A 14,409-nucleotide genomic window follows, 5' to 3' on the forward strand; every position below is an offset into this window, starting at 1 on the left:
ACCAAACGATGTTTTTTCTAGCCTTTGACAGAGCCAGAAGTCACGCCTTCTACATAGAAACGTTGCATTAATATAAATAAAATAGTAATTGGAATGGCAATCAGCACACATCCGGCTGTAAAAGCCATGAATAGTGAATTGGCTGTTGATTTGGTCATCATCGAAAAGAGACCAATCGCAACGGTGTAATTTTCAACTTTATCACCCATAATAACTTTTGCGAAAATAAAATCCATCCAAGGGCCCATGAAGGCGGTTAAAGAAGTATAGACAATAATTGGTTTCGACAATGGCAACGTAATTTTTGTGAAAATTTGCCACTTGTTGGCACCGTCAATCATAGCCGATTCGTCTAAAGCCATCGGAATGGTGTCGAAGAAACCTTTGGCGATGTAAAAACCTAGCGCCGAGCCTGCAGAGTAAACCAGAATTAAAGCGAATAAACTTTCAGTTAAATTTAAGGCTTTTAAAATATAGTAAACGGCAATCATGCTCATAAAACCAGGGAACATATTTAAAACGAGCGCCACTTTTAAAAATGGTTTTCTTAAGCGGAAACGCAACCGTGACAGCGCATAAGCCATTGCGATTGTAATAAAAGTTGATAACAGACAGCTTGCGATGGAGACGAACAAGGTGTTCAAAAACCAACGGACAAAGGGGAAGTTGCCAGTCTGATTTGTTAATAATACTTTATAATTTTCTAAAGTGAATGTTTTGGGAATGATATAGGGAACAAATGCACCGCCTTCGCCACGAAAACTTGTTAAGATAATCCACACAATAGGGAACATCCAAAAAACTGCTAAAATGGTTAGAATGATGTAAACGCTGGTAAGTGCAGTGCGTTGTTTTTTCTGGTAACTTTTTGCTTTAGCCATAAGTTACGCCTCCTTAAATGAATTCGTCCGTGTATAGGCAATTAAACTGAAGACTGCGGAGAGAATGAAGATTAAAATACCAATCACAGAGGCTAAATTGTAATCCATTGTATCGACAGTCAATTTATATAACCAGGTAACTAAAAGGTCAGTTGAGCCTGCACCGTAGAAGTTAGAATTGGCTGGCCCACCACCTGTTAATAGATAAATGACATTGAAGTTATTGATGTTGCCAATAAATTGTTGAATCAGCGCCGGGGTCATCACAAATAGAATTTGTGGAAACGTAATACTTTTAAAAATTTGCCATTTATTGGCGCCGTCAATTCTAGCAGCTTCAATTTGATCTTCAGGGAGATTTTGGATAATCCCTGTAGAGATTAACATCGTAGCAGGAATACCAATCCACATATTGACAACAATAATGGTTAATTTTGCCCAATTCGGATCTGTTAAGAAGGGGATAGAAGAATCGATTAAGCCCCAATTTAACAACAGAGCATTGATAGGTCCAGAACCATTTAAGAGGTTTCGCATAATTAAAAGTGAAACAAACGGAGGTACGGCCATCGTGATGACAAAAATAGTCCGCCAAAACGCTTTATATTTTAAGCCTTTTGTATTGATAAGCAAGGCTAAAATGATTCCAAAAAAGAAACAAGTTGCGGTTGCAAAAACAGCCCAAATCAAGGTCCAGCCAAGTACTGGAAAGAACGTTGAAGCCATATCGCCTGTGATTACATTGCCTAGATTTGCAAATCCAACCCAAGTAAAAAGGTTTTTCGGTGGCAAATGGTTATGGTCGTAGTTGGTAAAGGCAATTGAAATCATATATAACAACGGCAAGATGGTAAAGAAAAGAACGCCTAGTAAGGGAATCGTCATTAAAGTTGCATGGAAACGTTCGTTTAACAAGCTACGTAAATCATCCATAGTTGTTGGAATTTTTTTGCCGGCTGTCTTTAATTCATATAGGTGACGGGCGCTTTTTAAATTGATTACATATAAAATGATTAGCGATAAACAGACTAAAATTGCTGCAATTCCGAATAATAATAAGAGCATTGAATTATCGCCTTCTTTTAGAACTTCAATCCCTAAAGAATCATCATATACTAATCCTTGCTGTTGGGTCCCTAGTGTTCCTAGCATCATTAATGCGTGGAAACCATTACGGATTAACCAATAGATAAAGCCAATTTCAGCTGTTAAAAAGATGATTCCCTTTAACCACTGCTTGTTGGCAAAGTTTGCAGCACCCATAACTAAAAAAGATAGTTTTGTAGCGAAGTCGCCTTTTTTAAAGACCTCTCGAAATGACGTCTGGGCTTTCTTTTTCTTGAACATCTTCGTTCACTCACTTTCTACTTAAATAAAAAAGATAGAGGAAATGGGACAGCAGATTGAAGCTCGTCCCATTTCTTTACTCTTTTTATTCTTTTGCTTCTTTTGATGTGTCTTGGACTAATTTATCTAATTTTGCTTGATAATCCGCAGGTTTGATATTGCCTTTGTACGTATCATTGATCACTGCATCCATCGCAGGCCAGAATGAAACGATTTCTGGGATTTTTGGCATTACCACAGAGTGGGTTGGTTGCGCCATTTCTAAGATAGCTTTTGCAACAGTATCTTGTGTGATTTCTTCGTTTGTTTGTAATTTTTTGTTTGAAGGGACAAAGCCGATTTCTTTAAAGTAAGTCATTTGTGCTTTTTCGCTGGTTAAATAGTTTGCTAATGTCATTGCGGCCAATGGTGCTTGTGTTTGTTGGTTGACAGCAAAACTACGAACGCCCAAGAAAGCTTTCATTTGTTTTTCTCCATTGCCAAAATCAATGGTTGGGTAGGCAGCGGCCCCCATTTTGTCGCCAAGAGCTTTTTCTACATCGTTTTTAGACCAAGGACCAGAAAGGAAGGCATCCGTTTTGCCAGAACCTAGATTAGACAATGCTTCTGTATTTGATTGGATCACACCAGGATTATTTTTTTGATCGGCAATCCATTGTAATACCTCAATGCCTTGTTGATTATTAAAGTTGGTACCTTTTGGATCTTCGCCATTTTCACCATATAAGTAATCGCCGTTACTCATAAATAGAGGACCGAAGATATAATTTGCGCCATCTTCGCCAAAATTGGTACCGATTTTGCCTTTTTCAGTTAAAGACTTCCAAGTTTTGATTTCCTCTGGAGAATACGTATCTTTGTTATAATAAAGAACTTGTGACTCTACGGCATAAGGGTAGGCATAGACTTTGTCTTTCCAAGTGACTCCTGCTACTGCCGAATCGATATTGTTTTCTTTGACTTCTTTTTCATATTTTGTGTTAGGGTAAATCAGACCAGCTTCTGCCATTTGACCAATTTGATCATGCGGCATCATGAAAACATCTGCGGCAGCTTTAGGATCTTTTGCAATGTCTTTTTTAGCATCTGCCGAATTTCCAGCAGTTAAGTTAACTTTAATATCGGGGTTTTCTTTTTCAAAATCGGCGACAACTTTTTTAAAGACGCCCATATATTCAGTATCAACCCATAATTTTACGTCACCAGCTGCTTTATTTGCTGAACCGCTTTCATTTTCAGCTTTCGTTTTTTCTGCGCCACCACAGGCAGTAAGTAAAACCGCGGAAGCACTTAAAAGGATACCGCCCATTAAAATCTTTTTCCAATTCGCTTTCATTTTTGAACCCTCCAAAAATTATTTTTTACAAGTCTTATTATGCAACCGATTGCGGAAATAATCAAGTGTTTTTCATCGAGAAAGTTAAAAAAGTTTTTTTGTTATAAATAACATACTGTTTATTTAAAGTGGTGTATACCACTAATTAAGCATTTTAAATAAAAAAATAAAAAAGGGTATACAAATGCAATCGTTTGCGCTAAAATGTGTTCGAGTATTAGAAAATACACGAAAAGCGACAATTAAAGGAGAGAATTAAATGAACACTGCTGCAATCTACCATCGTCCAGAAAGTGAATTTGCTTATCTTTATACAGAAGAAACAATGCATATTCGTTTGCGTACGGCAAAAGGCGACATTGCCTCTGTCCAATTAGTGCAAGGAGATCCTTATCTTTTAGGAAAAGAAAAGTGGTACCAACAGTCGTTAACCATGGAGAAGTTAGTATCTACGGAGTTATATGATTACTGGTTTATTGCATTAAGTGCAAAATTTAAACGCCTTTCATATGCTTTTACTTTAGTAGGGACGGATGGTTTGAGGGCGTTTTATGGCGAACACGGCATTTATCCTTTAGAAGAAAAGTATTTAGCGATGGCGAATAATTATTTTCGGATGCCGTATTTTCATGAAATTGATCGTTTTAAAGCACCTGAATGGGTAAAAGAAACGGTTTGGTATCAAATATTTCCAGAGCGTTTTGCAAATGGTGATCCCGCCAATGATCCTGAAGGGACGTTGCCGTGGGGATCTAAAAGACCAGATCGACAAGATTTTTTTGGTGGGGATTTGCAAGGGGTGCTAGATCATCTTGATTACATTGAAGATTTAGGTGTTAATGGCTTATATTTTTGCCCGATTTTTGAAGCGTTTTCTAATCACAAATATGATACGATTGATTATTTAAAAATTGACCCAGCTTTTGGTGATGGCGCTACCTTTAAGCGTTTAGTCGAAGAGTGTCATCGACGGGGCATTAAGATTATGTTGGACGCCGTTTTTAATCATATGGGGGACACTTCGCCTCAATGGCAAGATGTGTTAAAAAATGGCCAGGACTCAATTTATGCCGATTGGTTCCACGTAAATGAGTTTCCAGCTAGCTATGAAGAAAGTGCTGATTTTGAAGAAGCAAGCAACATTACCTATGATACTTTTGCATTCACTCCGCATATGCCTAAATTAAATACAGCAAATCCAGAAGTGCAAGCCTATCTTTTAGAAATTGCTCGTTATTGGATTGAGGAATATGATATTGACGCCTGGCGTTTAGATGTGGCAAACGAAGTGGATCATGCGTTCTGGAAAAAATTCCGGCAAACATGTGATGACGCAAAAGAAGATTTTTATATTTTAGGAGAAATTTGGCACTCGTCGCAAAGCTGGCTCCAAGGAGACGAATTTCATGCAGTGATGAATTATGCATACACAGATGCGATTATGGGCTACTTTGTCAAGCAAGAACTGTCCTTGGAAAAGATGCTTTCTGAAATGAACAACCAGTTAATGCTCTATCGACAACAAACGAATCAAATGCAGTTTAATGTTTTAGATTCCCACGATACACCACGCTTATTGCATGAAACGAAAGAGGATAAAGAGCTGATGCGCCAAGTATTAGCGTTTACGTATATTCAACCAGGTGTCCCTTGTCTTTACTATGGTGATGAAATTGGTATGACAGGTGATATGGATCCTGATTGTCGTCGTTGTATGGTTTGGGAGGAAAATCAGCAAGATTTGGATTTGAAGGAATTTGTAAAATCATTGATTGCCCTTCGCAAAAAGTATGCGGCTGTTTTTTCTGGTGGAACAATCGATTGGACAGGAACTTCTTTTGAAACGGGGTTGATTAGACTCGCTTGTCGTTTGGAGGAACAAACGATCTATGGGATTTTTAATACTGGCCAAGAGACACAATTTGTCGATAGAACTGATCGAGAAGTTTTGCTAAGTTCTTCTATCGAAATTGCTTCAGAACAGATAATGGTTTTACCAAAAGGTTTTCTTTTATATCAAGCATAATAATTAAGCAAAGGAATGTGAAGAAGGATGGAAAAACATTGGTGGCAAGAAGTCGTGGTTTATCAGATTTATCCTCGCAGTTTTAAGGATAGCAATGGAGATGGCATTGGAGATTTACCAGGAATTATTGAAAAATTGGATTATTTGGAAACGTTAGGCATTGGGGCTATTTGGTTATCACCAGTTTATCAATCACCCAATGATGACAATGGTTATGACATTTCTGATTATGAAGCGATTATGACAGAGTTTGGGACGATGGCGGATATGGATCGTCTAATTGAGGAAGCGAAAAAACGAAAGATTGAAATTATTATGGATTTAGTGGTTAACCATACCTCAGATGAACATCGTTGGTTTATTGAAGCGAAAAAAAGCAAGGAGAATCCCTACCGAGACTATTATGTATGGGCTGATCCTGCTTCAGATGGCGGTGTGCCTAACCGATTGAAATCTGCCTTTTCGGGTTCGGCGTGGACGTTTGATGAAGCGAGTGGGCAATACTATTTGCATTTGTTTAGTAAAAAACAACCAGATTTAAATTGGGAAAACCAACAAATGCGTCAGTCGGTTTACAAGATGATGAATTTTTGGATTGATAAAGGAATTGGCGGTTTCCGTTTAGATGTAATTGACTTAGTGGGTAAAATTCCAGGAGAAGAGATCACCGCGAATGGACCTCATTTACATCGTTATTTACAAGAAATGAACGCCGCGACATTTGGCGGCAAAGAGCTGTTAACTGTGGGTGAAACATGGGGGGCCACACCTGAAATTGCAAAAATGTACTCTAGTCCAGAGCGTCATGAATTATCTATGATTTTTCAGTTTGAACATATGAGCTTGGATCAACAACCAGGTAAAGAAAAATGGGACCTTCAGCCAATGGAAGTTGCCAAGTTGAAACAGGTTTTTGCAAAATGGCAAACAGAATTAGGAAATGATGGCTGGAATTCTTTATTTTGGAATAACCATGATTTACCGAGAATGATTTCACGTTGGGGAAATGATCAGGAACATTGGTTGGAAAGTAGTAAGTTATTCGCTATTTTACTGCACATGATGAAAGGCACACCTTATATTTATCAAGGGGAAGAAATTGGTATGACCAATACGCCGATTACAGATATTCGTGAAGCGCGGGACATCGAAACGATTAACATGTACCATGAGTATCTAGAAAAAGGATATTCTAAAGAAGAAATTTTGCTGAAAATTAATACTAAAGGTCGTGATAATGCACGCCGGCCTATGCAGTGGACCGCTGAAAAAAATGCGGGCTTTACGACTGGTACACCTTGGATTGATGTTAATCCCAATTATCAAACGATTAACGTCGCTGCTGCTTTGGCAGATAAAAATTCACTATTCTATACGTACCAAGAAATGATTCGTTTGAGAAAAGAACATCCTTTAATTGTTTGGGGCAACTTTGAATTGCTAGAAACAGTGGACGAAGTGATCAGTTTTTATCGTACCTATGGTGAGGAACGCTGGCTTGTTGTAACGAACTTTTCTGACAAAGTTCAGCCATTTTCTGCAGACGTTCATGTAGAACAAGTAATGATTGAAAATATGCCGACAGATGTCACTGCTTTAGCAGATTATTCGTTAGCGCCTTGGCAAGCATTTGTTGTGAAAGTGAGTCAATAAGATGGAACAATGGTGGAAAAATGCTGTCGGTTATCAAATTTATCCTCGGAGTTTTAAAGATAGCAACGGGGATGGCATTGGTGATTTGCAGGGAATTATTGAGAAATTACCGTATTTAAAAGAACTAGGGGTCGATTTTTTATGGTTAAATCCGATTTACACTTCGCCAAACGTTGACAATGGTTATGATATTGCGGATTATCAAGGGATTCAGCCAGAATTTGGTACGATGGAAGATTTTCAAGAACTTTTGGACCAAGCGCATCAATTAGGTTTGAAGATTATTCTTGATTTAGTGGTCAATCATACAAGTGATCAACATCCGTGGTTTGTTGAAGCGAAAAAAAGTTTAGATAATCCGTATCGTGAGTATTATTTATGGGCCGATGCGACACCAGATCGTATGCCGAATGAATGGCAAAGCTTTTTTGGTGGCTCGACTTGGACGTATGACGCGGGTACAAAGCAAGCATATTTTCATGTGTTTGCAAAAGAGCAACCTGATTTGAACTGGGAAAATCCTAAAGTTCGTGAAGAGATTTATGCGATGATTCGCTGGTGGTTAGATTTGGGAATTGATGGTTTCCGATTGGATGCGATTAGTCATATCCAAAAAGAACCTTGGGATTTTAAAATTACCACGAATCCATGGGCTCCCTTTATGAATGTAAAAGGCATTGAAGACTATATGCTGGATTTGAAAGCTATTTTTGCTGAGTATGACATCATGACAGTGGGGGAAGCTAGTGGCGTTTCAAGTAAAAAAGCGGTGGAATGGACCAATGATGCGGGCTATCTGAATATGATTTTTGAATTAGAGCACAATGTTCGAGAAGGAAAGCCAGGAGAAGAACGGTTAAATATTTTAGGCTATAAAAAAGTAATGGCTCGCTGGCAAAAGCATTTAGGGACAGAAGGCTGGAATGCATTATATGTAGAAAATCATGATAATCCCAGAATCAATTCAATTTTAGGCAATGAAACCTCTCATTCTGCTAAGGCGATTGGAACAATCGCCTTGCTCTTGCGAGGAACGCCGTTTATTTATCAAGGACAGGAAATCGGCATGGTTAATTATCCGTTTCAACAGATTGACGAGTTAGATGCTAAAGATTCTCATAACCATTATCGTTTGCTTATAGAAAGTGGCTACGATGCGAAACAAGCATTGAAAGAAGTGGCGCATTGGACGCGGGACCATTCGCGTACGCCTATGCAGTGGACGAGTCAAGAGGCAAGTTCATTCACCTCGGGGCATCCGTGGTTAGCAATTCATCCCAATTTCAAAGAAATAAATGTGGCTGACCAAGAAACGGATGCGCAATCCGTGTTGAATTATTATAAAAAGTTAATTGCGTTGCGGAAAGACAATCCGGTCTTTACAGATGGACAGTTTGAACTATTAGCGCCCAATCATCCGTCTGTTTTTGCTTTTTTAAGAAAAACAACTGAGGCAACAGCGTTAGTGATTGTCAATTTAAGTGGAGAAAAGTGCCAATTTGACTTGCCGAATAAATTACTAGGCAGAAAGTGGCAACAATTATTAGGGAATCAAGATTTTACGGTGAAGAAACGGATGCAGTTAGCACCTTATCAGGCAGGCGTCTTCCAATAACTGATTTGTTCTATAACGAGTGCAAGAGGCTTACTTTTAAGTGGGGCTCTTGCACTCGTTTTTAGGAACTTCAACAACCGAGAGACTTCATAAATAATTGAATTTTTACAGAAATGCGTTATACTTACTTTGGGTAAGTTATTTAATTTTTATGAAAGTAGGGGGAAATGATGCCGAAAACACGTGTAGAAGCATTTACAGATGCAGTCATTGCGATTATTTTAACGTTATTAATTTTAGAATTAAAAATTCCTGAAAAAGCAGATTGGTCTGCTCTGACTCAATCTGGACACAAAATCATTATTTATTTAATTAGTTTTGTTACTTTATTAATTTACTGGAACAATCATCATCATTTATTTCAAAGTGTCCGTAAAATTGATGGACGTGTCCTTTGGATGAATAATTTTCTAATTTTGACGTTGACGTTTTTCCCGTTTGTTACTGGTTGGGTAGGTGAACATCCGTTTTCTTGGCCGCCACAAGCTTTGTATGGCTTAGTAGTATTAGGAGCTGATGTTGCTTATTATCTAGTGGTGCGGGCATTGATTCAGGCAAATGGGCCCAAATCCGAAGTACAACGTTTGTTTGGCCACTATCCAAAATTAACGCTTTCGATTGTGTTGAATATTATTGCGTTGATTGTGGGTAAAATGGTAGCGCCAATCGCTGTCCTGATTATTGATACGATTGTTTTAGTCATGTGGTTTATTCCTGAGCGAAAAGCAGAAATAAAGGAAATTTTAAAGTAGTTATTTTTTATTTATAACAAAAAAGTCATAAATCTTTTGACAAGAATGTCAAACTCCTCTATTATAAGAAGTGGATAAAAACTGAATAATTGTTAGGTGAGGCTCCTATTTGGACAAATGCTGCTGCCGCGAAAGGATCGAGAGACCCTTAGTTGGTTGAACAGGAATAATCGTGAAGGTTATTCATAATGTAGCTGATACATGTTATCTACGCCCTATAGTGCTAAAGCTCAACGATAGAGAATCTTATTTAAAGATGGTATTTTGGGACGTACTCTATTGTTGAGTAGGTCCTTTTTTGTGTGTTTGGCAAAAAAGCAATTATTCACTGGAAGTATAAATAAGAAAAAGAAAGGATGACTGTCATGGAAGACCCTGGAAGTGAACAGAGAAACAAAATACAGTCACCAATGAAAGGAGAAGATTTTAGCGCTCTTTTCGGCAGGTGACCACAACCTTGGAGGAAAAGAAAATGATGAACAAAAAAACAATGGATATGAGAAAAGCAACCAAAGATCAAGAATTACGTAAATTGGCTTTGCTTTCTGAACGGGAATTAATGATGGAATTACGGACATCTGAAAAAGGACTCTCGAATGAAGATGCCGAAAAAAGATTAGAGGAATTTGGACCAAACGAAGTTTCTGCACAAAAGCCAACCCCAGCAATTATTTTATTTTTAAGTGCATTCAAAGATCCGTTTGTCTATGTCTTAGCCTTATTGATGGTCGTTTCAACTTTAACGAAAGATTTCGAAGCCGCTATCGTGATGGGCGTGATGATTTTAGCCAGTGTCTTGATTGCTTTTATACAAGAGTATCGTTCTCAAAAAGCGAGTTTGGATTTAAAAGAATTAATTGAAAATACCGCTGCAGTGACACGGGAAGGGATTACGAAAGAAATTCCAATGGACGAAATTGTTCCAGGAGACATTGTAACTTTAGCTACAGGAGACATGATTCCTGCAGATGCCGTGTTGATTTGGACCAAAGATTTATTCGTTAATCAATCGTCGCTAACAGGCGAATCCATGCCTGTCGAAAAATTTGTGGATGCAGGTGTGGATCGTCAACAAACAGAGGTTTCTGCATTAGATATGCAAGACCTAGTGTTTATGGGCACAGATGTCTTGAGTGGACAAGGAAAAGCGATTATTTTAAAAACTGGGCAACATACATTTTTTGGTGATATTGCTAAAAATGCTACAACACAACGAGGAAAAACTAGTTTTGACTTAGGCTTAGCAAAAGTCAGTAAGCTTTTATTACGAATGGTAATGATTTTGTTTCCAATCGTTTTCTTGATTAATGGTTTAACTAAAGGTGCTTGGGGCGAAGCGTTTTTCTTCGCGATTGCCGTTGCAGTTGGTTTGACACCAGAAATGTTGCCAATGATTGTTACGAGTAACTTAGCCAAGGGTGCATTATCCTTATCGAAACATAAAGTCATTGTTAAAGAATTAGCGGCTATCCAAAATTTAGGTGGTATGGATGTGCTCTGTACAGATAAGACTGGAACGATTACCGAAGATCGTGTAGTTTTGGTTCAACATTTGAATCCATTAGGTGATTTGAGTGACGAGGTTCTAAATTTAGCCTACTTAAATTCTTCTTATCAAACAGGTTGGAAAAATTTAATGGATATTGCCGTTATTAATTTTTATGAAGAGCATCAATGGAAAACGCCGTTTAAAAATGTCACTAAAATTGATGAAATTCCTTTTGATTTTTCCAGACGCCGCTTAACGGTTGTCGTGAATGCAGATGATCATCAATTGATGATTACGAAAGGCGCCGTGGAAGAAATGGAAGAAGTGTGCACGCATGCGCAAATTAATGGCGAAATTGTACCATTAAGCAGTGCTGTACGAGAAGAACTACGCCGAGTAAATGTTCAAATGAACAAACAAGGGATGCGTGTGTTAGCGGTAGCTGTAAAAAAAGATGTCCATAAAGAAGCAGTTTATTCAGTTGAAGATGAAAAAGAGATGACATTGATTGGGTTTATGGGGTTTCTTGATCCAGCAAAAGAGTCAGCCGTCAGCGCTATCCGCTCCTTACATGAACATGGTGTCAACGTGAAAGTGCTAACGGGCGATAATGACATTGTCGCCAAAAAAGTCTGTAAAGATGTAGGCATTGAAGTTTCCCATGTGTTATTAGGTTCTCAAATTGAAGCAATGACAGATGAAGAGTTGCGGGCGCAAGTAGAAGAAACTAATTTATTTGCCAAATTAAATCCGATGCAAAAATCTAAAATTATTGAATTGCTACAAGCAAAAGGTCATACGGTTGGTTTTATGGGGGATGGCATTAATGATGCACCGGCATTACGAAAAGCTGATGTGGGCATTTCAGTAGATACTGCAGCTGATATTACTAAAGATGCTAGCTCGATTATTTTACTGGAAAAAAGTTTAAATGTACTGGAATCTGGTGTGATTGAAGGACGAAAAGTATTTAGCAATATGATGAAATATATTAAAATTACCATCAGTTCTAATTTTGGGAATGTCTTTTCAATTTTAGTAGCCAGTGCTTTTTTACCATTTCTACCAATGCTTTCCTTACAACTCTTGATTCAAAATTTGATTTATGATGTAGCTCAGTTGACAATTCCTTGGGATAATGTCGATGAAGAAGAGTTATTAAGCCCTGTTCGGTGGGAAACGAACGGACTAGCGAAATTTACGGTATGTATTGGCCCGGTAAGTAGTATTTTCGATATTCTAACGTATCTTGTCATGTGGTTTGTGTTTAGCGCCAATAGTTTGGCAACTCAACATTTATTCCAAACAGGTTGGTTTATGGTGGGACTTGTTAGTCAAACGTTAGTTGTTCATATGGTCCGGACGCGGAAAATACCATTCATTCAAAGTCGTGCGTCAATGCCTGTGATGTTAAGTAGTTTAGGCGCAATTTTACTCGGTTTCCTGATTGTAGCAACGCCTATAAGAGAGGTTTTTGACTTTGTGAAACTTCCGGCTAACTACTGGCCATGGTTCTTTGGAATCATCATTGCGTACATGTTAACTGTTGAAGTAGCTAAACGTTTATATATTAAAATTACCAAAGAATGGATTTAGTAAAATCTACTGAAAGAGAAGAGAATTTGCTAAGCTGTATTACTCGTTTTGCGAAAATTTGGTGATTTTAAGCAATGAATGTTCGTGATAAAACCTAAGGTAAAGTATTTGGCAAAAAAACGAGCCAAAAAAAATAAAAATTAACGAAAAAAACTTTGTTCTCTAAAAAATAAAAAACCGCATGCTGAGTAGGTTACTCGGCTGACGGTTTTTATTTTTTGGTTTTTTCAAGATAATTTTCATGAAAACGCAAAGTTCGGAAATCAGATTACTAGCCAGCTCGGGGATGAGGGGGCTCGAATTAATAGAACTGTTATATAATATTTTCAAAATAGAATATAACAGTTGGGAGAAAAATAGTACAGAAGAAGTGTGGAACAGAAACCGTTTTCTTGTTTGTGAAAATTATCACTAAACCGCAAAAACATGCGGTTTTGCTCTTTTGTGAAAAAATGAAGAAATTAGAGTTTTTTTCTTGCGCTTTTTCGAATTTAGTGATAATTTGTTAAGTGTAGTCGATAAAAAGTAATACAGTTTCGCACTCTGTTTTACTTTTATCGAAATTAAAGAAACGTAATAGAGAGGATTGTGTGACAAAATGGCAAAGGCTAAGAAACAAAAACCTATTGACTTTAAAGAGCTAATGGCTAAAGTCGACGCTGATTTCCCAACTTTCCAAATCTTGGATCAAGATGGAAAAATTGTGAATGAAGATTTAGTACCTGATTTATCGGATGAGGAATTAGTTGAATTAATGACACGCATGGTTTGGTCTCGTGTGTTAGACCAACGTTCTACTGCATTAAACCGTCAAGGACGCTTAGGATTCTTCGCGCCAACAGCTGGACAAGAAGCAAGCCAATTGGCAAGTCAATTTGCAATGGAAAAAGAAGACTACTTACTACCAGGTTACCGTGATGTACCTCAATTAGTACAACATGGTTTACCATTAAGAGAAGCTTTCTTATGGTCTCGTGGTCACGTAGCAGGGAACTACTACGCGGAAGATTTAAATGCATTACCACCACAAATTATCATTGGTGCTCAATACATCCAAGCAGCTGGTGTTGCTTTAGGATTGAAAAAACGTGGAAAAGAAAATGTTGTCTTCACTTATACTGGTGACGGCGGTTCTTCACAAGGGGACTTCTATGAAGCAATTAACTTTGCTGGTGCTTACCAAGCAAACGGTGTCTTCATTATCCAAAACAATGGTTTTGCGATTTCTACACCTCGTGAAAAACAAACAGCGGCTAAAACTTTAGCTCAAAAAGCTGTTGCAGCAGGAATTCCTGGTATTCAAGTTGATGGTATGGATCCATTAGCAGTTTACGCAATTGCAAAAGAAGCACGCGATTGGTCAGCTGCAGGAAACGGTCCAGTTTTAATTGAAACATTAACCTATCGTTATGGTCCACATACTTTATCTGGAGACGATCCAACACGTTACCGTTCAAAAGAAATGGATGACGAATGGGTACAAAAAGATCCATTGACTCGTTTCCGTAAATATCTAACAGATAAAGGCTTATGGTCTGAAGCAAAAGAAGAAGAAATTATTGAAAAAACAAAAGAAGAAATCAAAGTAGCGATTGCAGAAGCGGATAAAGCGCCAAAACAAAAAGTTTCTGATTTCTTGAAAAATATGTTTGAAGTTCAACCTCAAACAATTAAAGAACAAATTGCATTTTATGAAGCGAAGGAGTCGAAATAA

General features: G+C 37.9%; 9 protein-coding genes and 1 riboswitch. Of the genes, 6 read left to right on the forward strand and 3 right to left on the reverse strand.

What is annotated here, in order from left to right; translation table 11 throughout:
• Window positions 1-17 precede the first annotated feature (17 nt).
• From IGL42_RS05430 to IGL42_RS05440, 3 genes are all read right to left on the reverse strand, one after another.
• Window positions 18-881, reverse strand: coding sequence for a sugar ABC transporter permease (locus IGL42_RS05430; RefSeq protein WP_002360454.1), 864 nt, complete (start codon window positions 879-881; stop codon window positions 18-20).
• Between the two features lie 3 nt (window positions 882-884).
• Window positions 885-2,228, reverse strand: a complete 1,344-nt coding sequence (locus tag IGL42_RS05435) for a carbohydrate ABC transporter permease (RefSeq protein ID WP_010710422.1) — start codon at window positions 2,226-2,228, stop codon at window positions 885-887.
• Between the two features lie 85 nt (window positions 2,229-2,313).
• On the reverse strand, window positions 2,314-3,564 hold the full coding sequence (locus IGL42_RS05440; protein ID WP_002382263.1) for an extracellular solute-binding protein: 1,251 nt from the start codon (window positions 3,562-3,564) through the stop codon (window positions 2,314-2,316).
• 259 nt (window positions 3,565-3,823) lie between these two features.
• On the opposite strand from IGL42_RS05440, the gene IGL42_RS05445 reads away from it, so the two are divergent.
• The 6 genes from IGL42_RS05445 to pdhA all read left to right on the forward strand — a co-directional run bounded on the left by IGL42_RS05445 (window position 3,824) and on the right by pdhA (window position 14,409).
• The gene (locus IGL42_RS05445; protein WP_010710421.1) at window positions 3,824-5,590 is read left to right on the forward strand and encodes a glycoside hydrolase family 13 protein; all 1,767 of its coding nucleotides are present in this window, start codon (window positions 3,824-3,826) and stop codon (window positions 5,588-5,590) included.
• Window positions 5,591-5,617: 27 nt separating this feature from the next.
• On the forward strand, window positions 5,618-7,243 hold the full coding sequence (locus tag IGL42_RS05450; RefSeq protein WP_010710420.1) for a glycoside hydrolase family 13 protein: 1,626 nt from the start codon (window positions 5,618-5,620) through the stop codon (window positions 7,241-7,243).
• Window position 7,244: 1 nt separating this feature from the next.
• A complete protein-coding gene (locus tag IGL42_RS05455; protein WP_010710419.1) occupies window positions 7,245-8,858 on the forward strand; it encodes a glycoside hydrolase family 13 protein in 1,614 nt (537 codons plus the stop codon).
• Window positions 8,859-9,028: 170 nt separating this feature from the next.
• On the forward strand, window positions 9,029-9,610 hold the full coding sequence (locus IGL42_RS05460; protein WP_002382268.1) for a TMEM175 family protein: 582 nt from the start codon (window positions 9,029-9,031) through the stop codon (window positions 9,608-9,610).
• An 81-nt stretch (window positions 9,611-9,691) separates the two neighbouring features.
• Window positions 9,692-9,859, forward strand: a riboswitch (M-box (ykoK) riboswitch).
• Window positions 9,860-10,082: 223 nt separating this feature from the next.
• Complete coding sequence (gene mgtA, locus IGL42_RS05465) at window positions 10,083-12,695, forward strand: magnesium-translocating P-type ATPase (protein WP_104842618.1); 2,613 nt, start codon at window positions 10,083-10,085, stop codon at window positions 12,693-12,695.
• Window positions 12,696-13,293: 598 nt separating this feature from the next.
• Window positions 13,294-14,409: a pyruvate dehydrogenase (acetyl-transferring) E1 component subunit alpha gene (pdhA, locus tag IGL42_RS05470; RefSeq protein ID WP_002357768.1), complete on the forward strand. Its 1,116-nt coding sequence runs from the start codon at window positions 13,294-13,296 to the stop codon at window positions 14,407-14,409.

Source organism: Enterococcus sp. DIV0712 (assembly GCF_050554855.1).
GTDB lineage: Bacteria > Bacillota > Bacilli > Lactobacillales > Enterococcaceae > Enterococcus > Enterococcus faecalis.